General features: G+C 42.0%; 25 protein-coding genes. 6 read left to right on the top strand and 19 right to left on the bottom strand.

Annotated features, from left to right (window positions below):
- Nucleotides 1-131: 131 nt before the first annotated feature.
- Nucleotides 132-851, bottom strand: coding sequence for a YebC/PmpR family DNA-binding transcriptional regulator (locus BP95_RS0124785; RefSeq protein WP_021252781.1), 720 nt, complete (start codon nucleotides 849-851; stop codon nucleotides 132-134).
- A 265-nt stretch (nucleotides 852-1,116) separates the two neighbouring features.
- On the opposite strand from BP95_RS0124785, the gene udk reads away from it, so the two are divergent.
- Nucleotides 1,117-1,740 carry a uridine kinase gene (gene udk / locus BP95_RS0124780; protein ID WP_021252782.1) on the top strand — a complete coding sequence of 208 codons (624 nt, stop codon included), beginning with the start codon at nucleotides 1,117-1,119 and terminating at the stop codon, nucleotides 1,738-1,740.
- A gap of 132 nt (nucleotides 1,741-1,872) precedes the next feature.
- On the opposite strand, the gene BP95_RS32770 is transcribed toward udk, so the two are convergent.
- The 15 genes from BP95_RS32770 to BP95_RS0124700 all read right to left on the bottom strand — a co-directional run bounded on the left by BP95_RS32770 (nucleotide 1,873) and on the right by BP95_RS0124700 (nucleotide 18,941).
- The gene (locus tag BP95_RS32770; RefSeq protein ID WP_139170659.1) at nucleotides 1,873-4,545 is read right to left on the bottom strand and encodes a DUF4855 domain-containing protein; all 2,673 of its coding nucleotides are present in this window, start codon (nucleotides 4,543-4,545) and stop codon (nucleotides 1,873-1,875) included.
- A 789-nt stretch (nucleotides 4,546-5,334) separates the two neighbouring features.
- Nucleotides 5,335-5,862 (bottom strand): GNAT family N-acetyltransferase, encoded by a 528-nt coding sequence (locus BP95_RS0124765; protein ID WP_028533481.1) that lies wholly within the window; start codon nucleotides 5,860-5,862, stop codon nucleotides 5,335-5,337.
- A 558-nt stretch (nucleotides 5,863-6,420) separates the two neighbouring features.
- The gene (locus tag BP95_RS31320; RefSeq protein WP_051614186.1) at nucleotides 6,421-7,062 is read right to left on the bottom strand and encodes a class I SAM-dependent methyltransferase; all 642 of its coding nucleotides are present in this window, start codon (nucleotides 7,060-7,062) and stop codon (nucleotides 6,421-6,423) included.
- An 82-nt stretch (nucleotides 7,063-7,144) separates the two neighbouring features.
- Nucleotides 7,145-7,810 (bottom strand): NTP transferase domain-containing protein, encoded by a 666-nt coding sequence (locus BP95_RS0124755; protein WP_028533480.1) that lies wholly within the window; start codon nucleotides 7,808-7,810, stop codon nucleotides 7,145-7,147.
- Complete coding sequence (locus BP95_RS0124750; protein WP_028533479.1) at nucleotides 7,783-8,382, bottom strand: HAD-IB family phosphatase; 600 nt, start codon at nucleotides 8,380-8,382, stop codon at nucleotides 7,783-7,785. Before BP95_RS0124750 ends, BP95_RS0124755 begins: the two co-directional genes overlap by 28 nt.
- A gap of 26 nt (nucleotides 8,383-8,408) precedes the next feature.
- Complete coding sequence (locus BP95_RS0124745; RefSeq protein ID WP_028533478.1) at nucleotides 8,409-9,173, bottom strand: class I SAM-dependent methyltransferase; 765 nt, start codon at nucleotides 9,171-9,173, stop codon at nucleotides 8,409-8,411.
- A 30-nt stretch (nucleotides 9,174-9,203) separates the two neighbouring features.
- Entirely contained in the window at nucleotides 9,204-10,043 is an 840-nt protein-coding gene (locus BP95_RS0124740; RefSeq protein WP_028533477.1) for a LicD family protein, read from the bottom strand.
- Nucleotides 10,040-10,771 carry a phosphocholine cytidylyltransferase family protein gene (locus tag BP95_RS0124735; protein ID WP_028533476.1) on the bottom strand — a complete coding sequence of 244 codons (732 nt, stop codon included), beginning with the start codon at nucleotides 10,769-10,771 and terminating at the stop codon, nucleotides 10,040-10,042. The genes BP95_RS0124740 and BP95_RS0124735 overlap by 4 nt, the downstream gene beginning before the upstream one ends.
- Before the next feature lie 18 nt (nucleotides 10,772-10,789).
- A complete protein-coding gene (locus BP95_RS0124730) occupies nucleotides 10,790-11,845 on the bottom strand; it encodes a pyridoxal phosphate-dependent aminotransferase (RefSeq protein ID WP_028533475.1) in 1,056 nt (351 codons plus the stop codon).
- Nucleotides 11,846-11,864: 19 nt separating this feature from the next.
- On the bottom strand, nucleotides 11,865-13,343 hold the full coding sequence (locus BP95_RS0124725) for a CDP-glycerol glycerophosphotransferase family protein (protein ID WP_028533474.1): 1,479 nt from the start codon (nucleotides 13,341-13,343) through the stop codon (nucleotides 11,865-11,867).
- A 363-nt stretch (nucleotides 13,344-13,706) separates the two neighbouring features.
- On the bottom strand, nucleotides 13,707-14,465 hold the full coding sequence (locus tag BP95_RS0124720; RefSeq protein WP_021252791.1) for an ABC transporter ATP-binding protein: 759 nt from the start codon (nucleotides 14,463-14,465) through the stop codon (nucleotides 13,707-13,709).
- Between the two features lie 4 nt (nucleotides 14,466-14,469).
- Nucleotides 14,470-16,788 carry an ABC transporter permease gene (locus BP95_RS0124715; protein ID WP_028533473.1) on the bottom strand — a complete coding sequence of 773 codons (2,319 nt, stop codon included), beginning with the start codon at nucleotides 16,786-16,788 and terminating at the stop codon, nucleotides 14,470-14,472.
- A gap of 283 nt (nucleotides 16,789-17,071) precedes the next feature.
- On the bottom strand, nucleotides 17,072-17,719 hold the full coding sequence (locus tag BP95_RS0124710; RefSeq protein WP_028533472.1) for a TetR/AcrR family transcriptional regulator: 648 nt from the start codon (nucleotides 17,717-17,719) through the stop codon (nucleotides 17,072-17,074).
- A gap of 208 nt (nucleotides 17,720-17,927) precedes the next feature.
- Nucleotides 17,928-18,215 (bottom strand): hypothetical protein, encoded by a 288-nt coding sequence (locus BP95_RS32130; protein WP_051614185.1) that lies wholly within the window; start codon nucleotides 18,213-18,215, stop codon nucleotides 17,928-17,930.
- Nucleotides 18,216-18,293: 78 nt separating this feature from the next.
- Nucleotides 18,294-18,941 (bottom strand): 2OG-Fe(II) oxygenase, encoded by a 648-nt coding sequence (locus BP95_RS0124700; protein ID WP_028533471.1) that lies wholly within the window; start codon nucleotides 18,939-18,941, stop codon nucleotides 18,294-18,296.
- A 288-nt stretch (nucleotides 18,942-19,229) separates the two neighbouring features.
- On the opposite strand from BP95_RS0124700, the gene BP95_RS0124695 reads away from it, so the two are divergent.
- From BP95_RS0124695 to BP95_RS0124680, 4 genes are all read left to right on the top strand, one after another.
- The gene (locus BP95_RS0124695; protein ID WP_028533470.1) at nucleotides 19,230-19,889 is read left to right on the top strand and encodes an SGNH/GDSL hydrolase family protein; all 660 of its coding nucleotides are present in this window, start codon (nucleotides 19,230-19,232) and stop codon (nucleotides 19,887-19,889) included.
- A gap of 63 nt (nucleotides 19,890-19,952) precedes the next feature.
- Nucleotides 19,953-20,171 carry a hypothetical protein gene (locus BP95_RS0124690; RefSeq protein ID WP_028533469.1) on the top strand — a complete coding sequence of 73 codons (219 nt, stop codon included), beginning with the start codon at nucleotides 19,953-19,955 and terminating at the stop codon, nucleotides 20,169-20,171.
- A 187-nt stretch (nucleotides 20,172-20,358) separates the two neighbouring features.
- On the top strand, nucleotides 20,359-21,147 hold the full coding sequence (locus tag BP95_RS0124685; protein WP_028533468.1) for a GNAT family N-acetyltransferase: 789 nt from the start codon (nucleotides 20,359-20,361) through the stop codon (nucleotides 21,145-21,147).
- A gap of 153 nt (nucleotides 21,148-21,300) precedes the next feature.
- Nucleotides 21,301-21,696 carry a VOC family protein gene (locus BP95_RS0124680; RefSeq protein WP_021252798.1) on the top strand — a complete coding sequence of 132 codons (396 nt, stop codon included), beginning with the start codon at nucleotides 21,301-21,303 and terminating at the stop codon, nucleotides 21,694-21,696.
- A gap of 61 nt (nucleotides 21,697-21,757) precedes the next feature.
- Here BP95_RS0124680 and BP95_RS0124675 read toward each other — a convergent pair whose 3' ends face one another.
- Complete coding sequence (locus BP95_RS0124675; RefSeq protein WP_028533467.1) at nucleotides 21,758-23,854, bottom strand: stalk domain-containing protein; 2,097 nt, start codon at nucleotides 23,852-23,854, stop codon at nucleotides 21,758-21,760.
- Nucleotides 23,855-24,213: 359 nt separating this feature from the next.
- On the opposite strand from BP95_RS0124675, the gene BP95_RS0124670 reads away from it, so the two are divergent.
- Nucleotides 24,214-24,519, top strand: a complete 306-nt coding sequence (locus tag BP95_RS0124670) for a hypothetical protein (RefSeq protein WP_028533466.1) — start codon at nucleotides 24,214-24,216, stop codon at nucleotides 24,517-24,519.
- Nucleotides 24,520-24,868: 349 nt separating this feature from the next.
- Here BP95_RS0124670 and ribD read toward each other — a convergent pair whose 3' ends face one another.
- Together ribD and BP95_RS0124660 are read right to left on the bottom strand one after the other, a co-directional pair.
- The gene (ribD, locus tag BP95_RS0124665) at nucleotides 24,869-25,972 is read right to left on the bottom strand and encodes a bifunctional diaminohydroxyphosphoribosylaminopyrimidine deaminase/5-amino-6-(5-phosphoribosylamino)uracil reductase RibD (RefSeq protein ID WP_028533465.1); all 1,104 of its coding nucleotides are present in this window, start codon (nucleotides 25,970-25,972) and stop codon (nucleotides 24,869-24,871) included.
- Nucleotides 25,965-26,729 carry a GTP cyclohydrolase II gene (locus tag BP95_RS0124660; RefSeq protein WP_021262129.1) on the bottom strand — a complete coding sequence of 255 codons (765 nt, stop codon included), beginning with the start codon at nucleotides 26,727-26,729 and terminating at the stop codon, nucleotides 25,965-25,967. The genes ribD and BP95_RS0124660 overlap by 8 nt, the downstream gene beginning before the upstream one ends.
- Between the last annotated feature and the right edge of the window lie 32 nt (nucleotides 26,730-26,761).

Raw genomic sequence — 26,761 nt, 5'->3', positions numbered from 1 at the left:
CAAAAATTTAAGCGTTATAACTTATTGACCATTGGTACCTCGACGTAGGTGGCTGTTTTTCTCTCAACAGAAATGAAAAAAGACACCATTCGGGTGTCTTTTTTCATGATTCATATCGTATTGCGGCTCGACTATCCTTCCAGATCCACGTTGTGGTAGACTTGCTGCACATCATCAAGGTCTTCGAGCGCATCAATCAGCTTCTCGAACTGTGCCTTCTGATCGTCGTCCAAGACTACTTCGGTCTGGGGCAGCATCGTAATTTCAGCTACGCTGAATTCCGTAATGCCCTCATTCTTCAGCGCTTGCTGAACAACATGGAATTGATCCGGCTCCGCGTAGATGATTACCGCTTCGTCCTCTTCCAAGATGTCGCGTGCGTCTACATCGGCGTTCATCAAGATTTCCAGAACATCGTCTGCACTCTTGCCTTCCAGACCGATAACGGCCGTCGGACTGAACATATACGTTACAGAGCCGCTTACGCCGAGACTTCCGCCATTTTTGTTAAATGTGGAACGAACCTCCGAAGCAGTGCGATTCACGTTATTGGTCAAAGCGTCTACGATCACCATGGAACCGCTTGGACCAAAGCCCTCATAACGAAGCTCATCATAGTTCTCATCGGAGCCGCCCTTTGCTTTCTCGATCGCGCGATCAATGATCGCCTTTGGTACATTGTATGTTTTGGCACGTTCAACCACGAATCGCAATGATTGGTTCAGCTCGGGATCAGGCTCGCCTTGCTTCGCTGCAACGTAGATCTCTCTGCCGAAACGCGCATATATACGACTCGTATTCGTGTCCTTAGATGCTTTTTTTTCCTTAATATTATTCCATTTACGCCCCATACTGTATCTCGCTCTCTTTCCGCATAAAGTATGCATACTCCATATAATTATATCTTTTCGAGAGAGCTTGGGCAAATATGAAAACTTTTGAATTTCAATTCTTAGCTAGTTATATTGGCGATTTTTCCGGTAAAATTCAGACATTTCTAGCAAGTAGGGTATCCGTTCACACTGTTAATTCGTACAAAGGTGTAAAAAACAGAAAGCTGTGTTAAAATACTGTAATTGCACCCGCTATTTTGTTAGGGAGGTTTAGTGAATCACCATGCTCATTATCGGTATCACCGGAGGCACCGGATCCGGCAAAACAACGGTTGCCAAGTCCGTCATTGACCGTCTTGGATCAGATAAAGTTACCTTCATTTCCCAAGACAACTATTACAAAGATCATTCTCACCTCAGCATGGCTGAACGCGAAGTGATTAACTTCGACCACCCGCTCGTATTCGACAACGAGCTGCTGCTTGAGCATGTGAACCTGCTCAAGCAAGGCAAAACTGCTTATGCACCGGTATACGACTTTACCGTTCATGCCCGTTCCACGGATGAGACGGTAGAGCTGAAGCCGAATAATATCATCATCATCGAAGGGCTTCATGTGCTGTTCGATGAAAATTTACGTCAATTGCTCGACATTAAAGTATTTGTGGACACCGATCCAGATGTACGGATTCTACGCCGTGTACTTCGCGACATTGAAGAGCGCGGTCGGACGATTCATTCGGTCTACAACCAATATCTGACTTCGGTCAAGCCGATGCACGATGCATTTATCGAGCCTTCTAAGAAGTACGCTGACCTGATTATTCCAGAAGGCGGTCAGAACGAGGTAGGCATTCATATGCTGTCCGTGCTGACAGAGAAATACTTGACGAGCGAATGGAATTAACGTGAAGAAGCCGCTCGAATGGCAGAGATGCATCTGCCATTCGAGCGGCTTATTTTCTTATGAGCCAAGTGGCTTTTGCTAAATGGTATACAGTCAGTGAGGAGATACTCGCCCTCTCTGTCTGTTATGGTTTTACATTGTAGGTTCGAAGCTTTCCAGCGTCTTCATGCCATCGGCTCCAAAAATATTGTATACTCCAAATTCATAGAAGGAGTAGCCATAGTCCGTGTTTCTTTGAATTCCTTCGAACTTCACATATCTTGCTTCTGTCGGCGTGAAGTGAATCGTGTCCCGCCCATCTTGAGCCGTAATGATTCCATCGTTCTTCGTCGTGACATTTATCCATTCTTTCTTATCGTTAGACACGAGGATTCTGTATGTTTTGGCGCGAGCGTATTCCCAATCAATGCGGATCGTATCGAACTCCTTCACCTCACCAAGATCAACCGTGAACCATGAATTATCTACATAATTGCTTGCCCATCTCGTAGCAGGCGATCCGTCCACTGCTTTTTGCGGCATGTAATTCGGGCTATTGCTCTCTACCGAGGAAGCTTCAACCGCCTTATTTTCCGCCAAGTTGCCAAGAAGGTAGTAAGCATTATCCTTCAGCGTGTTGTAAGCACCATCTGCAATGTGGCCTTTGATCTTCTGGAACTCCAGCATCGCATTGAACATCTTGATAAACTTATTGAACTTTTCATCATTACCTTCGAATCTCTTCGCATTATCCAAATGAGCCTGCAAGGAGCGAGCCGCCCCCGGATTTTTGAACTGGTTCTCTTGCTCGAATTGATCAACTAATGTTTTGATGAGATCCACATTTGTTCCTGCATCAATGATATAAGTTGTCTTCTTTGATTTGCCTGCAGTCACCGTAACCGTAAGTTCATGCTTGCCAAGCTTGCCCGCAAAGTTGATTGGCGTACCTGCTGTGTACGGCTTGCCGTCGAATGTCGCAGTAACTTTAGTAATGCCGCTTCCGTCGTCATCCTTGAGCTGCCATGTAAATTGCACCGTCTCTGTGGCCGGCACTGTTGTATGGCTCTCCAGCAGTTTTCCGTTCATTTGTACGTCAGCATCGGAAGGAACGCCGCTATTCACGCTGTATGTGCCCTTCACGAATTGGTACAGCCAATCATACAAGATTCGATTGGATGGATCCTTACTTACAGCCGTATTATATACGGCGTCATTGCCCTGATAGTAAGCATTATATCCGTTTTGCATAAACCCAGTTTCTGCACCATTGTTCAAGTACTCGATATACTTCTCACGGAAATGGTTATCCGTCAGCATCCGGTCATCAAACTCCAACTCCATGCCCATGCCGTGCTGTTTCGCTAAGTACGCTGCGTCCGGCAGGCGCTCAGGGTCGATGTCATCCTCGAAGAAGTAATTTGGCTGGTAAGCCACATTATCGATGCCAACATCCTTCCACAGGAATGACTTGTATCCTGAGAAGAACGGAACCCAGAACAGCCTCATGCCCATGTCATGTACCTTGGCACTTGTTGCACGAAGCAGATCTGGTCCCTTGCTGTGTGTGCTGATCTGCTCATCTAACCAGTACATGCCGACAAGCTCCAAATTGGAGTAGTTGGCAGCTGCCCACTTCTGCTTCACTTGATCCAGCCACCAGTGAACAGCCTTCACCCGGTTAGCAAGTGCCTGTTCCACACCGATCGAGTCGCTGAAGCTCAAGTTGCCATCGCCAATATCACCGAAGTCAGCGATGCCTTCTGCTGGATATGGGATCATATACACGACTTTCGTTTTACGGTTAGGATCGTTCAGCTTCGCCCCGACTTCTTTGGTCGCTTCATTTAATTGATACATATCGCCTTGCGTTGCAAATGTCTTTTCCAAGTACCATTTCCAGTCGTCCAGCTTGCTGTTCAGTCCCAAATTACGGCCCATTGGCGTATCTAAACCAAGATAGAGAACTCCATCGAACAGCCAATCCTTCGGATTGCCTGCCTCATCTACGTAGCTAATATTCGGAATGATGCGCTCCTTCGACCAATCACCCTTGCCATTCGCATAGTGCCCGTTGTACAGCAGCCCAAGATCGCTAATTCCGGCAGTCGCTTCTCCTGGTGCTTGGAAGGCTGGTATCTGCGTAGGAACAGTATCTGCACCTTGCACCTTGCCGTCTTCGCCTAGAATTTCAATTTCATCGACTAACGTCATCGCCCTGTTATGCATCATGAAGCTTACCTTCACATAACGTGCATAAGCGATGCCACCGTACGCCAATCCTTCTTTGTTCGGATCCTTGATTCCCTCTTTGTTGCCCTTCCATTCAAACGTCTCTTCATGCTGTCCGTCTATCCATAACGTTTGGAGTGCATTATGAGATAACAAACCCCAATTTTCCTTATCGTCCGATACATAAATGGACACGGTTAACGGCAGAAGGACATTGTTGTTCGGCCAATCCTGCAAGAAATGAGCCTTAACGGATGAGATTGATTTGTTCTCGCCGAGATCAAATACCACTTCACGCGTTCTCTTCTTCAAATGTCCAACCCATGCCGGGTCTGACTTCGTGACCTTGCCGTACTTGCCATCTGTCAGCTTATAGCCATCATCAGCAAACTCCGGTTCTGGTGCTTGCGACCATTCATAAGGGAGACCTAGAGCCAGATTGCGCTCCCCTTGCTGAGATTCAGCAGCTTGCTGCGCCGTATATTGCTCACTCGCTGGCAACGACGTATTCGCCTCCTCCGCCTGTACTAATGGAACCATCATTGAGAGGGCTAACACCGTAGACATTACGATGGATAACCATTTCTTTTTCATTAATTGAACTCCCTTTCTATATGTAAGATTAAGAATGTCATCAAATTCGGTAAGCATGTAATTTGATTGAATATTATTGCGGTTTCATATCCCCCTCCCTTTTCAACTGATAAAACCCACGTATATGATAGCGCTTACTTTTAAAATAAGAGACTTTCTGTCCTATTCAAATAGATTAATCATTACTTTTGTATACTTTTGTTTACCTACTCTATCAAGACATCATTTTATTTGATTTTGCCAGGATCCACCCCGTAAATATAGCACACCCAATTGACTGCGATTCCTAACGGAGAGATCGCCTTGATGTGCTCTTACTATCCGCTGTGCTATCGTCAATCCGAGCCCTGTCCCTCCATATCCCAGATTTCGGGAGACCTATCGCTTCGATAGAACGGCTCAAAAATACGGGGGATATAAAACTGCCCGGCAGAAGAGATTCGAAGCCATCGCATATGGATGATCTGCAACTATGGGTAACCCTTGTCGCCGCAACCGCACGGCTCATTACTGCCTTATGCATCCTTATTTATCTTACAGGAATCGTGATATGCCATTCCAAGGCATCGAGCCCATTCTGAGACAGATACTTGAGGTCAATATTTGGATCGGATTAGTCATCAACATCATCATTGTAGAGTGGATGATAATTCATCGAGTCCCGAAGCGATCAGATCCAAGTAAGGACAAATGAAATTAATACCTTCCTATGCAAAAAGGAGCTTCGTCCATTTGGAAGAGCTCCTTTTAAATGTATAAAGACTCTGATCTACCTAAATCGTAATAGGTCTACTGTTCTTGCTCCGACTTCCTCGAGAAGCAAGAAGCATACAATTTCAGTTCCTCTTTATTTGTAGCTACGTGACCCTCTAACTTCATTCCGATTTTCTCTAGCAGATGACCGGATCGTTCGTTGTCTATCGTGGTGATTGCTACTATGCGTTCTAAACCAAGCGTCGATCGCCCGTATTCCAATGTTGCGGCAGCCGCTTCGTAGGCGTATCCCCGCCCACGGAACTCAGGGAGGAAGGCAAAGCCGATGTCCACATCTGTCAGGGAGTCCCTCTTGATAAGTCCGCACAATCCGATAGGAGTCGAATCTTCCTTCAATTCCGTCAAAAACAAGCCAAAACCTAGCCGCTTGTAGTTCTCTATGGGGCCATTCACAATATAGTCACGCGCACCCTCAACCGTTCGAATTCCTTTATCGCCGATATAGCGGTGCCATGCTTCATCATTCAAGAGCCTTAACATGAATTCCGCATCATCATCTGTTAACTTACGGTGAATTAATCGATTCGTCTCAAGAACTGCCAAAGCATTTGATCTCCTTTTTTCATAATAGAAGACATATTAACTAATATATATTACCATGCATTCGAATATGTCCATCACAGGCTATGATATTAGTCGTGTGCGCTTTTTATACAAACCCGTACCAAGGGATACTTCTTCAAATGCAGGCTCAAACGATTTGGGAAACGATGCGTAATGGGTGCGGGGAGGGAAGTTCGGCAATTTGCTATTGATGCCTTTTGCACAGCAGAAATTCCGAATTCGGAGGTAAATAAGAACGGTTAATTGAGCCGATAAAAATACACGCCATTTATCAGGCAATTAGTCCTACGATATAATTGCTGCAGGGAACTTGCGATTTACCGAGGTCGCCTCATGCTTGGACATTGAATTCCCTCCTCCTTTAGCAAGTTAGGAATACATCAATCAATTCCATTATTATACAAGGGTTTGATTATCCAAGCATTCGGACATTTTAGTAGGAAAAAATTGTCCTTTCAACTCCACCATCAGAAGCGACTTTACGCAATCGGCTTTCTTATTTGGAGATGAAAGGAATGGCTCTCTTTTAGTTTTTATTTAGGAAAGGTCCTTTTTCGCCACAAAAGCATAATAATGTGTGTTTTTCCATGGATTTAATCTTTCTGGATAAATGTCTATCATTGTAGTTTCAAATCCGGATTGCTGCAACAATAATTCATCTTTACTTGTATGTCTGTACAAAACATGATACCAATCGTCAATTTGTTCAGAATAATGATCAATAATAACATCTTCCTCCACGCCGCAAGCATGCTTTACAAGCATTACCCCATTATCCTTCAGCATATGAAAGCAGTTATTATAAATTGATTTTACTTCCTCATCATTAAAATAAGTAATAACGCCAAATAGTAATATAGCATCATACTTTTTATTATCGATGAATTCCGTTAAATCGGATTCAACAGTTTCAATTTTAGGGGAGTTGGCACAAAACTCTAAAAATAACCGTTGTTTATCAACAGCCTTGATATAAGAGACTTTAGACTCTAAAATATTTGTTGTTCTACCGGGACCGCAGCCTAAATCCAATACAACAGATGACGAATCGATATAGTTATCGATTAAACCCATATCGAACAGGATGGTATCGTCTTCCTTATAATGCGTAGCTAAATTCGGATCTGATATTTTAGCTCGTCTAGTAAAGAAATTATCTATTTTATTTTTATCCAACATGACTTGTACCCCCGATTTCTTCCGCAAAAAGAGTTAATGATTCTCTAAATAACAAGAGCTGCCTCTTCCACCGTAAATTACTTTATGCATGAACTTTGCGAGTAACCAAATTATTTCTAACCCACATTATCGCAGCATCATAATCCGAAGGTGTATCAATTTCTTGACAGCGGATAGGCACAGCGTTTAATGGAAGAAATTTCTCCAAAACTTCATATACATGTCGGGTGCCCGATTTTAATTTAGTTGCATCTACTTGCACAAGTCCGGACCATTCGTAATTTCCGTTGTCTCTTGAAAATTTGGTTACCGACTCTTTTAATCCACTATGCTCAATATTTACTAAGACGGGATCTTCCGTCGTAGGTTCACAATATCCTATACCTTCTTCATTAGAATCTAAGAATGATTGGAAGTCATCCGGATGTATTAATAAATCGCCATCCAAAGAAATAATCATCCCCTTCGCATGGCGAGATCCTAAAGATAAACTGGCGGCAGTCCCAGTTGTCAAATAATTATGGTTAAAAACAAAAGTCACGTTTTTTCTTATTTTTAATACCTGCTCTATTACTTGCTCGGCTTGATAACCTACCACTACACGGACATCTTCGACCTTCTCCAGCATCTGTAATTGCCATACAATAAGAGGTTTGCCTTCAAGCTCAATTAGTGCCTTAGTTATCCCTAACCCCAACCGCGACCCTACTCCTGCACAATTTATGACAACTGTCTTAGAAAACGACATAATTGTTCCTCCTCATACACAGCATGACTAGCACAAGCAAGGACTGAGTTGGCAGGTGAATGAACGCCTCCGTAAGCTAGGCCGATTGTTGCTTCCTTTATCATTTCCGCATCGTTGTTTCCTTCCCCGATAGCTACGATCTTGCCGACGAAATCCTTTGCTACTTTTCCTTTTTCGAGGACGGCTGTTACTTTCGTAATGTAACCATCTTCAACCTCAGCCCGGGATGTGTAGCTCTTAACTCCAATACGTTCACATAGAGACCCCACCCAAACATCTAAATTGCCAGTCACTACATAACTATTATCTCGATTATCTTCGATAAATTGAACGATTTTTTCATTTAGGGGTACGCTCGACACAATGTCCTGAACTGTTTTTACCGGTATTTCCTTCAGTAATTCAACTCTTTTCAAAAAGCTTTCATGGAAGGGAATGACGCCTTTAATGGTATCTTCCGTCAGCTTTCTTATTTCCTCGTATAGTCCTACCTCTTTAGCGATAATCGGAAGTATCTCTTTTTTCGTAATCGTACCATCTAAATCGAATAAAAAGCTCCAGCTCGTACTCATCTTTGTCCTCCACCCATTGAAGTCAGTCAAGCATCTTTAGTTCTTTGCAGAACGAAAATCCATTGCTTCGTTTCTTTTTGTGCTTTAATGTCTTCATAAAAGAATTCTTCACTTACCTTCAATGTAAATCCATTACTATAAAAAACTTTAAAAATATCGTGATACTCTTTTTCCGTTCGGTAAATTGCGCTATATTCGCTCTCTAGATTTTCAGAATAAAATTTATTTAGCGTTAATCTTTCTGCTAAAGCGACGGGCTCAGATAGATAAATGATGCACTCTTCATCGAATTTATCAATTAATTTTCTAAGTACAGGCTTTACGTCTTCATCATTTATGTACATGAGGACTCCGCCCGATATAACGAACCGATTAAATTGCTTATGGGTTGGAATGTCTACCTCTTCATTGGCGATCCCTTGAATCGACGAATGAAGGAATCGCGTACTTTCTTTCTTCTGTATATCTTCGCGCGACTGTATAATATCGATAAATTCCTTTACATAATCTACGCCCACATAAGTATCCGCAACAGGAGTGATATATTTCGATATGCGCCCCGTACCGCACCCGACTTCAAGCACAACACTGTTACGATCCAAATTTAGTAATGGCAATCTGTGCTCTACTTCAAAGCTGGTCCATGCTTCGATCTTGCTTGTATCTTTATCCCCGCACAACACGACCGGCGCATCTATATCGATAGAGATTTTATCCGCTGCTCTTTTTTTGTAAAAATTCATCATGCTATCATAATCAATATGGACATTTTCAGCATATATCCTTTTCAATAGCCTTCATCCTCTTCCTAGACCATCTTTTCAAATCTTCAATTCCGTTCCGTCCAAAAACTTAATAGACGACGCATAGCAATGCCCATGCCGCTTTTCTGCCGACGGCAATTCCATATAATTTCCATATATTAAAGACAATATATAATCATAGCCTTTCGGTGCAAAGAAAGTATGACCTTCAAATTCGACTCTTATCGACTCAGCATACCATTCACGCTTGTAGATTTGGGCAAATGTATTATGGCTCGCCAATAAACTCGTTTCTTTTTTATTGTCGCGTTTAGCAAAATGCTCAAATATTAAAATAGCAAGCCTTCGCGGAATGAAAGAAACTGCATAGTACAGCAATCTACTGAACATATTACTTTCACTTTTTTTTCCAACTCGCGACCATAGTACCTTTCTGCATAATTTACAAATAAAAAAAGACACATTCTGTCTATACTTATTACGCGAGATATAATCTAGTGGAAGAATATCCAAAAACATTCCATCATGTTGCTTCATATGTTCCTGACCGGCACGAACATATGACGTATTTTTCAATCTCAGCTTTCCATACACCCAATTATAGTGTCTATCCGTTGTTTGGTTTTGCAAGAAGAACTTTTCCGTGTTCAGTTCTCCTTTGCACACTTCGCAGAATTTCTCATAATCTTCCCTGAACATTTGTATATCTATATCATCATCCCAAGGAATATAGCCATTATGCCTTATGGCTCCTATTAAAGTACCGTATGACAAGAAATATGTAATATTATATTTTCTGCATATTCGATCAACTTCTAACAGCATTGATAACATATCATTTTGCAACTTTTTTAGCTGCTCATCGTTTAGTTGCAAATAGTTAATTTTCTTTTTCACATTACTGCACCTCGAGTGTTGCCCGTTGCGTTATCTCTATTCGTGTGAGATAGTATTCTCTCATAGTCATCAAAGTAATCTATTTCTGACCAAAACATTCCCTTAACATCAATGGTTTCGATATTTTTTTCTTCTACAAATGAATATAATATATTCTCCCACCATAATTGGTGCTGTTGGCTTCCAATCAAACTATCTAGTTTCTCTTTAAATTCCACCAGGAATTTCCCTTTAATCTTACCTATCCCTACATATTCACAAGTTCGTTCTCTTAGGGGAAGATTCTTCCCGTATTTTTTTATATATCCATTTTCTAAGTTTAAAAAATAATCGCCGACTTCTGTTCTACCGGTGTCTACCATTAGAGCACATTCTTTTTCTGTCTCTATAATTAAATTTAAAATGTCATCATCGATATAAACGTCACCATTCATAATAATAGTGTCATCCGTCAATTCTTCTTTGGCAAACCAGAAAGAAGCGATACTATTTGTTACATCGTAGAATGGATTGTAATAATAGGTAACATCTAACCCCTCTAACGCTTCATAAATTTTGGTTTCACAGTATCCTACACATACAATGGGTTGAATATTTCTTTCTAAAAACATCATCACACTTCTTCTAATTAACGGTATCCCATCTACCGGCAATACGCATTTGGGAATTTCCTCAATCATTCTTGAAATTCTAGTTCCTCTTCCCGCAGCTAACAAAATAGCCTTCATATTCTACCTGTCCTCCTCTCAACCATTCTCCACGCTTTCGAATTGCTCCCAAAAGATATGCATAACATCAATACTCCCGGTTGTTACTCGAATCCAGTCAGCTAAAACAGGCTGGTTATAGGTTTTGATTAAAATATTCTTTTCCTTTAACAATGAAAAAATCTGCTTTGGATCCTTTTTACTTTTGATAAGCACATAGTTCCCAGAATTAAAGTGATATTCATAACTGTGTTTCTTAAGTTTATCTAGTAAATACTCTCTCCCCTGTCTCTCTATCTCTGTCAATGCATCAATAATTTGGGGATTTCCTAATATTTTTTCTGCAAATTTAATCGCAAAACAATTCACTGGGTATGTTGAACATGCTTTTTTTATTTCACTAACTAGTTCTTCATTTGAAATGATGTAGCCGATTCGACATCCGGCGATAGAAAGCATCTTTGAAAATGTTCGAAATATCAACACGTTATCGTATTCGTTTGTACAATGTATAAAAGTCTTGGGAGAAAAATAATGATACGCTTCATCAATTACAACCAAAGCACAATTTTCACGAGCTTTTTTTATAATCTCTCTGACTTCATGTTCTTGCCAAGGTGATCCAATAGGACTATTGGGGTTAAGTAAGACCACAATACCGGTATCCCTATCAATAGAATCCAGTACACTGTCCAAGGACACTTCAAAATCATCATTAAAAATAACAGGCGCATGTATCATTCCATACATTTTCATATAGACGGAGTACATCTCAAAACTGGGGCTAACTGATACTACTTTCTTACCTGACTCTCCAAAGACTTCGAATAGCAATCGTATTGCATCGTCAGATCCATTTGTCAAACAAATACTTGATGGTTCACAATCCAAATATCCAGCTAATTGTTCAACTAATGATGTCATCTCAGGATACATCGCAACATATTCAGGAGTTATACTTCCCATTACTTGTTCAAAAAACTGTACCGGTAGCCCTTCCGGGTTTTCGTTCATATCCAAACGAATGTAATCTTTACGACTTTCGTTATATGATGTTCTATATAAGTTTTTTATATTGGGGTTTACGTAGTACATGTTATAGCACCTCTCTGCATCAAACGTTTGAAAGCTGTTGCATTACCTCACTCTTGATGCTATGGTGAATCTTTTTTCCGCACGTTCCATCCGCATTAGATATGCTCTTTTTAAATCTAGAAACACGGTCTTCTTTTTTTAAATCTTCGTTACGTTCTACCATATCTACGAATTGGGATACTGTTACATCTTGATTTACAAAATAGCAACCAAGATAATCAGAATAATAATATCTATCTTGTTTACTCATTTCTTCACTTAATAATCCTAGAACGGGTTTTCCCGTAATAATATACTGCAGCATAACTGAACTGTAATCACTTATGATACCATCAGAAACAGTGACAGCGGGATAAATATCACTACTATTATCAATTATAATGTTGGGTGACCGTTTTAATTTGCTTACAAGTTTTTCAAAAGTAGCCCATAGATGTGGACGCATTGTCTTTATTGTAATTTCAGTAAGTGGATGCGGACGCCAAATGAAGGCACATTGTTCATAGTCCATGAAGGAATTTAATACTTGCTCTGTTTGTTCAAACCAAGTATCAACGGACAGAAGATCGGCAATTCCTGTATTAAATAAAATTACATGTTTACCTTTTATGACTTGTTCCCAATAGAAAGGAATTTCTTTTTGCTCGCTTTTTGCAATAATCATTGCGTCAAGTTTAGGGGAGCCTAAATTCATTATTTTATGGGGCTCTATTCCATTGGAGATATACCCCTCTTTTGTGTTGTTTGATTGTACAATGATCTTTGTTGCATTTTTGTACGCAGGAAGTAAGTTCATTTTTTTATTCTCAGAACTTCCAGCCACATAATATGGTACGTAAGCTAGCATATCTGTATACTGTGCTAGATTCTCTGAAAAAAAACGAGGGTTAACCATAGTAAGTTTATTGTAATTATCAAACGGATTGTGGATATAAATAATATCTGGACGTCTATTTTCAAAATCATACATTTCAAATAACGTGATATCTATATCTTCTGGGAATTCGTTCCCTTCATAGCAAAACTTAATGAATTCACCCTGCTCATTTTTTTCATAGTATGGAATAGGAACTACGTAACAAGTGCAATTCGGATCGTTTTTTGCTTCTCTATATATACTTTCTAACGAATCCCACATTGATGACTTATAAGGCATGAACGCAATTTCTATTTCCGTTTTTACATCGTTTATGATATAAAGTCTTATATCTTTTATGGCCTTTTTTACTTTTTTTAATAATAAGTCTGTCCCTTTTCCATCTATAAATAATTCAAAATTATGAATTGCATTTTCAATTAAACTGCGAACTTTTTGCTCCTCTTTCATTAGATCAGCGAAGAACACCAAACTATTAATGCAATCTTGCATCATTTCAGTCGTATTGCTAGCACCTCTATTTATTACATAATCAGTGCCTTCTTCTATCGTAGTAATCAACTCTAAAATTTGTTTTTTCTGATTTAAGCGCATACTTTTCTTCACTCCATCAACGTGCATACTACAGACACCTTAGTGACCAAATTAAGGTCAATATTTGAAATACGTGCCCACAGATTCCGTCATTATTTTACCCCTTCACCATCTACAAGGCACTACAAAAATCCCATGGGGTTATGCTCGTATTTTCATGCTACTAGACTTGTCACCTTGTATATACTATCGACAAAATACTACATAAGATTAATAGTAATGACTTGGATGAATTCAGGTAACAACATATAGAGAATTCCAACAACAATAAACAGCCGACCTCCCCAGCCGGCTGTTTTAATTTACAATAATAGTATATTTACCAATCCTACAAACTTCAATTATGCACAGGATTTAAATCTCCATCCCCATGTCTCGCTTTTGCAATTACTAGATGCCAACTTCCCTCATCTTCACTGTAATTTGCTCAATCCTGCCGTCCATATCTATCCCCGTAAACTTAGGGAGACTCAACTCGCTCACAATCGCTCCGTCACGCATAAACATGATCCGTTCCGTCCGTGCCGCAACCTTGGCGTCGTGAGTAACAAGCATGACAGCAGTACCTGCTTCGTTGATTTTAGAAAAGATGTCCATAATCTCCTGTGCCGACTTCGAATTAAGCGCACCCGTGGGTTCATCGCCAAAAATAATTTTGGGACTGTTCATAAGCGCACGGCATATCCCTGCACGCTGAAGCTGACCACCCGACACCTGTGTAATGTCGCGCTTTTCTAGCTCCGCAATACCTACCCTCTTCATGAGTGCCCTTGCCTTTTCCGTAATTTGTGCAGCATTCTTTCGATTGTCCCTCATAGAGGGAAGAATGATATTATCGAGGATATTCAAGTTTTTCAACATCGTCGGCTGTTGGAAGACAAACCCCATTTTTGTTCTGCGTATATCAGACAACTCGTTCTCGCCAATCTCCGCTAAATTCTTATCGTCCATGATGACTTTACCGCCATTTACGCCATCTGTTCCGCTCAGTGCGAACATCAGTGTTGATTTTCCCGATCCTGAAGGCCCCATGACCGCGACGAATTCGCCTTCATTGATTTCAACGGATACACCGTCGAGAACATTGCGCTTCTCATCACCCTCGCCGAAAGATTTTACGAGTTGATCGCCGATAATGATCTTCTTCATATGCCTACTCCTTTATACTTTCGGAAATTTTGATTTTCCCTGCTCTCGATGTACCGATGATGGTTGCGATAAGCACAGTACCGATCATCATTAGTGGGCTAAGCAGATATGCTGACAGTGGATTGACCGTAAATTGGAACGCCGACGCCCCAAAGTAAGAGACCATTGCCCCCGCAAGCATCTCTCCGAGCGTATTGGCTAGAAGCGTTCCAAGGACAATGCCCACAATCAGCACGAACACGGAACGCGTCACATACTGCGCCTGAATATCCGAATTTGTAAAACCGAATGCCTTCATAACGGCAATGGAGTATTTATCCTTTGCAACAAGCAGTTTCATAAACAACAAGGTAACCAGTACCGCTATCAACAACGCAACGGCAATTGCGGAATAGGATGCCTTGCCAACAGCACTGATTGTCGAGCCAAATGTCTGTGCCATAAACTCATCGATGTCTGACACCTTTGCAAAAGGGAATTTATCCGCATATTCTGAAATTTTACTACCGATAAGCGATTTGTCAGCAATTACCGCACTGATCACAACCCACATCATCTCTGCCGACTGATCGGTAAACACCGCCTTTGCGGTTTTGCCTCCATTGGTAATGTCAGAATAAATGCCGCTGACCTTGAGATTTTTTTCTTTCCCCTCTATCACCAGAGTCATGGTATCGCCGACTTTTTTGTCGAGCTCTTTGGCGTTCATGACCGACAGCGCCACTTCATCTTCTGCACGTGGAGCCGTACCTTCCGAATATTGCACTGGGAATACGGAATGGTCTCCGAGCTCGATCTTTACCCTTTCCTCCGAGCCATTCTCCATCTTAGCTTTAAATGTTTTGGTTGTGAGTACCGCATACTTGGAGATCGCGCTATCGCTGCTCATTGTTTTGAGCATTTCAGCTGCCTTCTCAGACATATGGTCAGTCTGCTGTATATCGATGCGCATATCGCTGTTGCCTATCCCCATATATTTGATGAAGCTTTTTGAGGAAATGGTGTTGTAGAGGTTCTGAGGAACGATGATGATAAATGCCGAAATCACCAACACGGCAAGCATGGTGACGTATAGCTTCTTCCTCGCAAGCACATCTTTGATACCAAGAAAAGCATTGGTATGGAACAGTTTGTTGTTACTCAGATTGAAGCGTTTTGCGCCCGAGGCCTTTTCCTGAGAAGTTCCATAGCGAATGGCTTCGGCAGCGGATATTTTCCGGAAGCGCCTTAGCACTCCATTTACAAAAGCAATAATTGCCCCAAATACAAGCAGTACGCCGATTACTCCGAACAGCATAGCAACAGAAGTGTTCTCGCTTTCTCCCATATACATGCGGATATTTTCAAGGAGCAACCCTTTGAATACAAAAGAAAGTGCATAACCGAGCACACAGCCTGCCGCTGCAATCGCCGCATACTTCACCAGATAAATTCCCTTGATATCGGAAATGCGGAGCCCTATGGCCTTCATCACGCCAATCTCGCGGTAATCGTCTTCGATCTTCGCCAGGAGTGTAAAGCGGATGCACATCAATGCGATTGCTACAACAAGTACGCTGACTAGAAGGATCACCCCTATCATCATCCCGTCGGAAATCGCGTTAAGTGTTTTGAAGAGAGAGTATGTAATCGCTGGCCCGTTCGCTTCGAGTCCAGAAGAGGTATAAGCCGTTTCGAATTCACTGGTCTTAGACAAATCCTTGAGTCTAAACTCGATCAAATACTCGACGTTCCCTGCATGTTTTAACTCCTCATAATCATGCTTGCTGACCAGCATTCGCTTCGAAGAAGCTAACGAGGAATTCATTTGAGAATCTCGAAGCATGCCCGCAACCGTGAACTCCTTCCCGCTTATGTTCGCCTTGTCGCCAATCTTCGTGATTCCGTCCTTGATGTAGCTGATCGGAACGTACAGTTCTCCATCGGATGCTTGGATAGGACTGCCGTCAAGATTCAAGAGGAAGTCAAACTTCTCGCTCTGGACAGTAAGACCATTGTCCTGCACACTATTAGCAAGTGAACCATTGCCAAAGCGGATTTGCGAGCCGTCCATATTCAAAAACTCAAGCACCTGAAAGTCTTCAACATTAGCATCTTGCTCTGCAAAAGCATTCAGCCGTGCTGTGTTAAGTGCACCAGAATGCATCTGCATAAAATGCGGCGTTTTCGCCTGAATCATAAGTGTGTCTAGCGCACCTGTTAGATTGACGATGAGAATTGCCGCCAGTGAGACAAGCATTGCCGCAGCGGCAACAAATATCATCGTTGTCAGGGTAATTGCCTTGCTCTTCAACATGTCATTACGGATTATCCTGAAATGCATACGTCACCTCTGTTCCTCGAACTTCTTAGCCGATTTCAAGTCGTACAGAATCACAAAAGCCATGCAGAACAAAATTGCAGCAATAAGTCAGCGATGTTCATAAGTAACCTAAGCAACCCTTCCCTGTTATCTGTCACTAGTCATATGGCTATCTTCCCTGATGATAGAACGAGAACTTATATGTTCCGGCTCCGTTTGAACTAAGACGTTTTGGTCGGATACGAAACCTTCATGATCTCATGAAAAAATTCACATTTTTTCCGAATGATGTAGTTCTGTTTAACTACTCGGCATGTTTTCCGTTTATGTTTCCGAACATCCTCATCGTGTGAATGAGACTTCCCTCTGCAGCCCCAAGCAGTCTCTCTATGTTATAAACAAATGCCTGTATACGTAACATCCACTCTTCGTCCGTCAATTCAACCACATCATCATCCAACACGGTATTTGCATAGATCACGATCATCTCCATGCATTCATATGGGAACGGCGTATGGAACATGCCCACCTGGATGCCTTCGCGGATAATTTCCGCCAGTATCGGCGTAACGCCGTTAATGATGACCTTCTGTATTTTCTGATGCATAAGTGCGTTCTGCGGCTTGTGAATATGCTCCATTATCTCCTTGCTGCTCCCGCCGCTTATGTTCAGTGCCATGACTACACGGATAATTCGCTCGACTACAGGGATGCTCTTGTCAGCAGCAATATCCTGCGCCGCACCTAATAGACGGACATTGTACCGCTCGATCAACGCGTCTAATATATCCTCCTTCGATTTAAAGTGGTGATATAAGGTTCCACGTGCAATCCCGACCTTATCGAGGATATCGTTTGTACTTGCACCGTCAAAGCCTTTCAGGCCAAAAAGCTCATCCGCTGCGTCAAGAATTTCATTTCTACGCTCTTCGGCTTCTTTTACAATTCTCATCCATATACCTCTTTCTTTAGTAGACCGACTGCCTGTCTGTTAGATGTTAACATAAACCAATCTATTAAAAAAGGACTTTTGCCCTAAAAAATTTGAATACATGGAAGGGTTTAATAAGTATCCCTTAACGCTTTTGTTGGGTATTAAAAAAGCTCAGACCTAATCAGGTCGAGCCTTTTGTAAAGCAACCACTATTTCGTCTTCATCATCATCTATCCAAAAACCGGATTACTGTACCGTAAGAAAAAATCTCCATAACCTGCTTTTTGCCAATCAAACTATCAGAAACAGCTACACGATATTCAAATTGACAACTTATCACAGCATCCCCACGCAATTGCTCACATTTTTTCTTTAACTGATTTTTAACTCCCTCAAAGGCTAAATTAGGGTCTGCAGATTTATAATAGCCTTCTTTGTGAGAATCCATCACGAATATGGTATCAATCACTTCATAATTTCTTTTCAAATCACCTGTTGTGATGATTACTGACATAACCTATCCCTCCGAATCCAATGATTTGTATATAATCAAGGAGTATTTCGGCAAAGGGCAAGGGCATTCCTTCCAAACCTATGGAATTCGAAAGGTTTGTCTTCTCATCCACATCGTGGCGACCCACTTTTCGCCTTTGCTTACAGGTGTACCTGCATGCAAGGTAAGTTCGTTTAATTCAGGATTACTGTAAAAATATTCGAAGTAGACCGCCATGCCTTTATTAGGAAACACGGATAAATTAAGCTTAGGGAAGGTCGTTTCTCCGCCTTCCTCCACATCATTCAGATACATAACTAGTGTACTAATTCGATTATTGCCACTTGCCCGACTCGTCTCAGCGAAGTAATCATAATGCGGTTTATACTCCTGACCGGGGGTATAGAGCAGCACTTGCAAACCATCACCATGCTCGATCGGAATATTCATGATATGAGCGATTCGCTTCTCAATCCTTGCGACCGACTCACTGTCTTCACAAAATACTCCACTGCTCGTTCTAATTTGATTGACTGAACGGTCTTCTCCGATTTTGGAGCGCTGCAGCCGATCTCTTGAGTGTTCAATCAGTTCATCGCACTCTTCATTACTAAGGACATTTCCTAGTACCATAACCAAGGGCTCCTCATATTTGGCAAGGATTCGAATCTCTCGATCTTCTGTCTTGATAGTGCTTCCGACATGATCAAAAATAGTACGTTCTTTCTCCGTCGCGTTCCCGATCATCCTTAGGTATCCCCCAGTTAATGACATCAATCACAAAAATAAGATACCATAAAATGGTCATTCCGCTCTACTAATTTTTAGAAAGGTACAGACCACTTTCACCTTTACCTCTACATTCCGAATCATACATTCCTGATTCACAACTAATACGCAGCCGCAATATAATGTTTCTAGGCTGTATGTGACGAAAATACACGAGCATTCAGTCAAACGTTATCATTGTTATTGTTCTTTCATCTGATGGTTTACGTTGTCTTTATGATAAAGAGTGGAACGGGTGATATCATAATGATCTATACAGCTCTTGGGGACTCCATCACATTTGGGGAAAATGCATCTTCACTGGCAAAGTCTTATCCCCGATTGATCGTCTCTGCGTTACATTCAAAATCATGCAGAGCCCAAGGCTTTGTTCTGGCTCAGCCTGGTTGGAACAGCTATGATCTATTGGATGCTTTGATTTGGCGCGGGGCCCCTGTAATCAGTCATTCCTCTGTCGTTTCGGTATGGATTGGCGGGGTGGACTTAGCGAACACGGCACTAGCCGCGCTTAGATCTAAGACAGCACCGGAAGTACGACATATGATTGCAAACTATGAACGCAATTTAAGTTCCATTTTCACTCAAATTCAAGCAGGAAGCTGTGCTCGAATCGTTTGCTGCACCCAATACAATCCATTTCCCAAAAGCCCTCTTGCCGTTGATGCGGTAAGCAAATTAAATCTTCTAATCAGTGAAATTTCCCGTCATTTTGATGTTACGGTAGCTCCCGCTCATAAGTGGTTTGAAGGGAAGAAGGCCGAGCTTATCTATGGATTTCAACATGGAAAGATTGAAGATGCACTGGGCGGATTTTTGCCGATACACCCGAACAACAGGGGTCACCAAGTGATTGCAGCGAAGTTGGCGCCATATCTTTTTCCAAACAATCCCCCGCTTTTTACTTAACGAATAAGTTCTAGTATAATAGCGAAGAATGAAAATAGTACAAATCCAAAGGAGGGATTGCACATGGATATCAAAGCAAAAATTGAAGAAGTCGTTGCAAAAGTCAAAAACGATCCGGACTTCTCATCTAAATTTATGAGTGATCCTGTCTCGGCGATCGAATCTGTAATAGGGATTGACCTGCCAAATGATCAGATCAATGCATTAATCGAGGGTGTAAAAGCGAAATTGACCGTAGATAAAGCCAGCGGTGTTTTTGATTCGATCAAGAAGCTGTTCTAATTTGTACATAACAAGTTGAACAGTTCTCATACAAAGGGGATATACAAGTCATGTGAAATGACCTGTATATCCCCTTTTCGCATTTTTGCAGCTGCTTAACTGGCCATGGCCGGAATCCTAATATAGTAATATCTGTGGGTGCATGATATGGTAATACAGGAAACTATTATTAGAAAGAAGGAATTGAATGATTTATAAAGCAGATCACAATGTAAGAGAAAAATTGGTGCCTATGTTCGAACATATGGATAGCACGATTGTTCTCTCTTATCTCCAAGGACATATGGGTGACGCTTGGGTAGACAACCTTGAGAATCCAACTGTTGCTCAAATCACTGTGGGGATTTTTGTGTTTTATGCGGGGAACCCCAGCGCAGAAGAAGCTGAAGAATTACTTTACAATCTTCCTGAATTTACGCTTGCAATTGTTGATTCGGATGGGTGGAAAAAGCGGATAGAAACGGTTTACAAAGGATCCTATGAGAAATTTCAGCGATTTAGATTTAAAAAAGATTCTGGGGATTTGGATAGAGCACACATACAGAATCTACTGTCTGCATTACCTGAAGAATATGAAATTAAAAAAATTGATAAAGAGATAGCTAGCGCCCCTTCCTTCCATGAGCTCTCAGAAGACTTTGTCAGTCAGTTTGATTCGATTGATGATTTTAGGGAAAGAGGAATCGGGTATGCTATTTTACATAAAGGGCAGGTTGTTTCTGCGGCAACATCATTTAGCATCTATGATGACGGAATCGAGATCGAAATTGCGAGTCACCCTAACCATAGAAGGAAGGGACTTGCAGCAACTGTTGCCTCTGTACTGATTTTAGATTGTCTGGATAGAGGGAAATACCCGAGTTGGGATGCGGCGAATGCTGAGTCTGTTGAGCTAGCAAAAAAGCTGGGATACACGTTCAAGGAATCTTATGACACCTATTTTATTAATAACAAAGTGAACAGAAACCAACCTTAGATCCTCTTTATACACCTGTAATGTGTAAATCTTCTCCTTTAACTGATCATATTATGAAATGTATTATTTTTTTGCGTATTTACAATAATGATCTAGGGGAATCAAAAAGCATGCATGATAGGATTTTAGAAAACCAAAACGTAGGAGGTAATCATGGGCAGAATCGTTCATTTCGAAATTCATGTAGATGACATGGAACGTGCTAAGAAATTTTATGGAGAGGTATTTGGATGGACATTTGAGGATTGGAGCGATTATGCTGGAATGCCCTATTTCGGAGCTACGACTGGGGATGCAAATGAACTGGGCATTAACGGGGCTTTGATGCAACGTAAAGGCACTACCCCTGAATCAGGTCAGCCTTTGAATGGCTATGCATGTACAATGGGAGTGGAAGACTACGATTCTACTGAGACAAAAATCCTGAATCTTGGAGGCAAAGTCGCATTGCCGAAGCATGCACTACCCGGAATGGCATGGCAGGGGTATTATATTGACACCGAGGGGAATACTTTTGGGATTCATCAGCCAGATAAGAATGCAAAATAGGATTATTTCCTTTACACATAGAAAAACCCGGCCGCTTGAGGTCGGGTTTTTCAAGTACACCTTATTTTATATACGTGAGAGATGCTTCATTAATATCGTACAAGGTACCTTTATTGCTTTCAACAAGCTGAATAATTTGCTGATAAGCAAATCCTTCTTTCGGTGCGATTGCATCCAGCGTTACCTTATTCGCTTTTACATTGTTGATTACTTCTTTAAGAGAATACTTTGTTTTTTTCGGCGATATTTCTTTATCATGAACAGGTGCATCCGTTATAAAAATAATTCTCTTTGCATTTTTGCTGCCTGACATTTTCTCCATCGCCATTTGAACCGCCTCTAAACCCGATTCATCCACATCCATACCGCCAGTCGCCACCAGACTGCTTAGCTGGTTCTTCAATACTCCCTTTTGATTCGTAAAATTGAAAAATTCCAATGCAGGATATTTGCTATCGATATAATTGATATCGCGATACGCAAGGATGGCAAGATTAGATCCAGAAGGAACTGAATCCACGAACTTGCTGATGGATTCTTTCACATAATCAATGACCTCTGCCATACTGCCCGTAACGTCAATGACAAACACAATATCCGAAGCCTCGTTAATCTCTTTCGAGATATTTTGCAAAATTGGTGATGAACTCTCAGGTCCAGATCCCCCATTGGTTGGAGTCCTCTCGCTCTCGATGGAGGTTGGAATATCGGGCTCATACTGAAAAACAATAACCGTTCTTGACGTTCCTTCCCACTTCACTTCTGCACCAAGCGCTTCACTAATAAATCGAATCGGAACCATTGTAGAACCGTTTACTAATTGCGCAGCTGCATTCAGTTTGACAGCCACACCGTTGACATAAGCTGTAGATGAACCAATTGTTAACACAATGGTTGTACTTCCCCTTGTTGCCGTGATCGTTTGTGTAGAGGACTTCCATTTTACGGTTGCACCTAATGACTCAAAGATCCCACGAAGCGGAACCAATACATTCCCTTTTCGATTGACAGGGGGCTGTTTATAAGTCTGCTGCTTCCCTCCGATAAATACCCCGATCTGTTGCGTCTCATAGCGGACAGGATAGAATTGAGGGCTAGAGACTGCAACTCCTCCGTACTGAGTCATAACTTTTACATAAATATAATATCCCCCCGCAGGCAACCCCAACGCACGCAAGGAATAGGTAGAAGAACTGTTAGCTTCCACCCGAATACGCCTAACCAGTTCCCCATTTGAATTTTTAATCATGACGTATGTATAATAACCCGACTTCCTCATTTCCGCTGTTGTAGACACCGTAAATGTATAATTCGATTTTAGTGTAATCGTACCTGGGAAGTTCTTTCCGCTGGGCACGTTAAATTCAGGCACAACGACAGTTTCAGCTTCAGGTACCGTAGTTGTAACCGAACCTGATGGTGACGTCGGTTCGATTACTTCTGATGGCCACTTCGGCTCGGTCGCTTCTGACGGCGACTTCGGCTCAATCACTTCTGATGGCGGCTTCTGCTCAGTCACCTCTGATGGCCACTTCGGCTCGGTCGCTTCACCGGATGGTCTAGTTGAAGATATCGATGTTTTTGGGAAGTAAAAATAAATTTTCGACTGTCTGCCTGGTGCCTTCCGTTTCTCTGATATCGTGATGGTGAGATTCTCATGGTTAAACGTAAACTCTGAAGAACTAAGTTTATGACCATCAATATGCAGACTGACATTTTTGCTCGAGTTCAGTATATAACGGGATGACACTTGGAACGTTCGAGTGGAGCCGTCCCCCCCAGTCAGGGCATTACCGATGCTGGCTTTACCTGACACCCCTTCTTCCCATTCAAAGGTAGGAGCAATGGCATATTTCATTGAAATCTCGGCTCCGCTATCGGGCGCCTTACGCATCGTTATCGTATGGTTTCCATAATCAATCGTATACGCTGTAGAATCTATCTCTCGTGCATTGATAAACAATCGGATCTCCGTATTGGACGCTGTAATCTGATTACTTGTCTGGAATGGGAACGTTTTCCTTATCCCATCCCCATCTTCAAGAAGATGAACGAGATAATCCCCCTCCCTATAATCAAGCCTCTCACTTGCGCTTGCCGTTCCTCCGAACAGCAAGACAAAGCTAATCAATAGAAAAACCATCATTCTAACTTTCATTTTCTCTGCCCCTTTATCAATGGTGTGTGCTAAAACAGACCAAACCCCTTTTTGGACACATGAACATATGTCCATTTTACTAGTTTGACACTATTTTCTTCTGTCATCTTCTGAATTTTATTAGGAGGTTTGTACTACAACAAAAAATCCACAACCGCATAAGGTTGTGGATTGACTTCATGGAGGCGAGGGAAATATTGATTTCTTCATTGGACTTGCTGCCGAAGCTTATCATTCGATGACTACCTTTGAGTTTGAAATCGACAAATATTATTAATTCCATGCATATATCGTCACTCCCCTATAGGCATCTGCATACGATGGAGAAAATGAACAAATCTAAATTGGAGGTCATGACCATGAGCTTGCAACAACAGGGGCAACAAGAACAAACACTGTATCGAATGGATCCAACGACTATGCATAACGTAAGATCCATTCAAGATCACATAGGAAATATATGCCGCAACCATATGAATAAACTTGTTCTAGTGGAGACGATGGATGGCGATGTTTTTGAAGGGGTACTTATCCACTGTGAAAGAGGAATTTTATACTTACGACTTCCAAGCCATGGGGCTAGTCGCGGTTTTGTACCTGGTTTCCAAAATGATTTCGTCTTGCCCCTAGTGCTGTTCAATTTACTCGCCATTTCATTAATATAGGCCTGATCAAGCCTAATCTAAGGAGTGAAATCTTATGGCATTTGTATCGCCTCAAGGACCACAAGGAATACAGCAGGCACCATCCTCCCCTCCTCCACAATTCGCACCACCACAACCCGCTGCTACAGCGTTCGCCATCGACCCCGGAGCTATTTCTGGTTGTTTATTCCGCAACACGTATGTGTGGTTGAGAAATGGGAACTCGTTCTGGTTCTTCCCAACCTTTGTTGGACGTAGATCCGTTGCAGGTTTTAGGTGGACCGGTTTTGGATGGATGTATACGGGAGTCGATCTAAGAAGCATTGTGTCATTTACATGTTTTTAGAGAAGAAAATAGCGGCCCAGTCCCTTACCGGTACTGGGCTTTTGCATATGGGTAACCCACAAATTTAAAATCTTTACCTAAGGGCTGCACACTGACATTGTGAAGCTCTACAGCGCCATTCATCTTTTCGATCCCTGTCCCACCGAGAAAGGACGATGCATTCCGACCACCTATCAACTTTGGAGCCATGTAAATAATGACTTTGTCGATGAGTTTATTCTCAAAAAAGGCTGCATTGATTTCACTACCGCCTTCTATCAAAACGGAAGAGATCATCTCCCTGCCCAAAAGCTGAATAACTTCGGTTGGATTGACCCTGCCCGTCTGTTCCGTAACAAAGACTTTAACGCCTGCCTTTTCTAATGCCGCCCTCTTCTCGGCGTCATGAGAAGTTGTTGTAAACACCCAAGTGGGAGCTTCTCCATCTGTAACCACCTTAGCATCCAAAGGTAACCGTAAAGAGGAATCCAAAACCACGCGTATCGGATTCCTACCGTTAGGCAACCTTGTTGTAAGCTCGGGGTCATCTGTAAGCACCGTGTTGACGCCAACTAAGATCGCGGCATTCTGATTGCGGAGAACGTGGACATCTTCCCGAGCTGCTTCTGAAGTAATCCATTTGCTATCGGAAGAGTAGCTATTGATTTTCCCATCCATCGTGATAGCTGTTTTTAAAGTTACAAACGGAATATGCTGGACAATGAATTTATTGAAAACCTCATTCATTTGGTAAGATTCTTCTTCACATACTCCCGTGATGACTTCGATTCCTGCCTCCCGGAGTATATCCACCCCTCTCCCCGACACGAGCGGGTTAGGGTCAAGTGCTGCGATCACCACTTTTTTAATGCCTGCTTCAACAATAGCAATTGCGCATGGCCCTGTTCTGCCATAATGGGAACAAGGCTCAAGCGTCACATAGATGGTCGCTCCCCGCGTAAGCTCTCCAGCCATGCGGATCGCATGGATTTCGGCATGGGGTTCGCCTGCCTTCATATGAACCCCGATGCCCACGATGCGGTTTTCGTTGACAATCACAGACCCTACAAGCGGGTTGGGATCAGTCTGCCCCTTCATGGCCTTTGCATTCTGTATGGCCAGCCGCATATAGAATTCATGGTTATTCATCATTGTTGCAGGAGCCATTCCCTTCGTTTATATGTCCCGACCGCTCGATTTTGGTTTTTAAGTATTTTTCATTATATTCCGATACATCCCCCCAAAGCTGTACCCGATCTTCCACTGCCATGCCTGCGTTTCGAAGCGCATCAATCTTTTTAGGGTTATTGGTTATCAGTGTAACCGGTTTGGTCCGAAGGACATTTAGTACTTGTATCGCGTCACTATAGTCACGGGCATCGTCAACAAATCCAAGTTTAAGATTGGCATCTACGGTATCGTAACCATTTTGCTGAAGGATATAAGCCAGCGCTTTGCTGAAAAGCCCGATCCCTCTGCCTTCGTGGTTGGCAAGATAAAACAACGCGCCAGTTCCATGCTCGGCAATATGCATCAATGACTGCTCTAGCTGATATCCGCAATCACAGCGTTTGCTGCCGAAAATATCCCCTGTGTGGCAAATGGAATGGAACCGGATTAAAGCATGATCTGCATTCTCGAAGTCTCCGTGCACCAGCACGCTCGATTGTTGATATTCAGCTAAATTCACATTCGATAATTTGGCAACAATATGCTCAAAATCTTCCGTTACCTCACTGCAATTCAACCAGCAATACCATTTAAACTGAACGGTCTCCCCCCGCAAATTAATCGGAAGATTTATTGGTCCGACTAGATAAATGGCACCGTTTTCTGTGTTGATCATTTTAATTCTCTCTTGTAGAAGAGAAATGACTTTGGGATCAAACTCCTTAACAGCAGGCATTATTACAACTCCTCTTTTAACCAATGTTTATG

This window comes from Paenibacillus sp. UNC217MF, from assembly GCF_000686865.1.
GTDB classification, from domain to species: Bacteria; Bacillota; Bacilli; order Paenibacillales; family Paenibacillaceae; genus Paenibacillus_B; species Paenibacillus_B suaedae.
Note: the sequence above shows the minus strand (reverse complement) of the source record. Positions and strands in the feature narration are given on the sequence as shown.

Bases quoted from the DNA above. Each gene is read 5' to 3' on its own strand.
- BP95_RS0124690 (WP_028533469.1), top strand. From the start codon at position 19,953: ATGGATATCAAAGCAAAAATTGAAGAAGTCGTTGCAAAAGTCAAAAAC.
- BP95_RS0124715 (WP_028533473.1), bottom strand. From the start codon at position 16,788: ATGCATTTCAGGATAATCCGTAATGACATGTTGAAGAGCAAGGCAATT.
- BP95_RS0124675 (WP_028533467.1), bottom strand. From the start codon at position 23,854: ATGAAAGTTAGAATGATGGTTTTTCTATTGATTAGCTTTGTCTTGCTG.
- BP95_RS0124660 (WP_021262129.1), bottom strand. From the start codon at position 26,729: ATGCCTGCTGTTAAGGAGTTTGATCCCAAAGTCATTTCTCTTCTACAA.
- BP95_RS0124685 (WP_028533468.1), top strand. From the start codon at position 20,359: ATGATTTATAAAGCAGATCACAATGTAAGAGAAAAATTGGTGCCTATG.
- BP95_RS0124720 (WP_021252791.1), bottom strand. From the start codon at position 14,465: ATGAAGAAGATCATTATCGGCGATCAACTCGTAAAATCTTTCGGCGAG.
- BP95_RS0124785 (WP_021252781.1), bottom strand. From the start codon at position 851: ATGGGGCGTAAATGGAATAATATTAAGGAAAAAAAAGCATCTAAGGAC.
- BP95_RS0124735 (WP_028533476.1), bottom strand. From the start codon at position 10,771: ATGAAGGCTATTTTGTTAGCTGCGGGAAGAGGAACTAGAATTTCAAGA.
- BP95_RS0124755 (WP_028533480.1), bottom strand. From the start codon at position 7,810: ATGTCGTTTTCTAAGACAGTTGTCATAAATTGTGCAGGAGTAGGGTCG.
- BP95_RS0124700 (WP_028533471.1), bottom strand. From the start codon at position 18,941: ATGATCGGGAACGCGACGGAGAAAGAACGTACTATTTTTGATCATGTC.
- ribD (WP_028533465.1), bottom strand. From the start codon at position 25,972: ATGAATAACCATGAATTCTATATGCGGCTGGCCATACAGAATGCAAAG.
- BP95_RS32770 (WP_139170659.1), bottom strand. From the start codon at position 4,545: ATGAAAAAGAAATGGTTATCCATCGTAATGTCTACGGTGTTAGCCCTC.
- BP95_RS0124710 (WP_028533472.1), bottom strand. From the start codon at position 17,719: ATGAGAATTGTAAAAGAAGCCGAAGAGCGTAGAAATGAAATTCTTGAC.
- udk (WP_021252782.1), top strand. From the start codon at position 1,117: ATGCTCATTATCGGTATCACCGGAGGCACCGGATCCGGCAAAACAACG.
- BP95_RS0124670 (WP_028533466.1), top strand. From the start codon at position 24,214: ATGAGCTTGCAACAACAGGGGCAACAAGAACAAACACTGTATCGAATG.
- BP95_RS0124680 (WP_021252798.1), top strand. From the start codon at position 21,301: ATGGGCAGAATCGTTCATTTCGAAATTCATGTAGATGACATGGAACGT.
- BP95_RS0124750 (WP_028533479.1), bottom strand. From the start codon at position 8,382: ATGAGTACGAGCTGGAGCTTTTTATTCGATTTAGATGGTACGATTACG.
- BP95_RS32130 (WP_051614185.1), bottom strand. From the start codon at position 18,215: ATGTCAGTAATCATCACAACAGGTGATTTGAAAAGAAATTATGAAGTG.
- BP95_RS31320 (WP_051614186.1), bottom strand. From the start codon at position 7,062: ATGTTGGATAAAAATAAAATAGATAATTTCTTTACTAGACGAGCTAAA.
- BP95_RS0124695 (WP_028533470.1), top strand. From the start codon at position 19,230: ATGATCTATACAGCTCTTGGGGACTCCATCACATTTGGGGAAAATGCA.
- BP95_RS0124725 (WP_028533474.1), bottom strand. From the start codon at position 13,343: ATGCACGTTGATGGAGTGAAGAAAAGTATGCGCTTAAATCAGAAAAAA.
- BP95_RS0124730 (WP_028533475.1), bottom strand. From the start codon at position 11,845: ATGTACTACGTAAACCCCAATATAAAAAACTTATATAGAACATCATAT.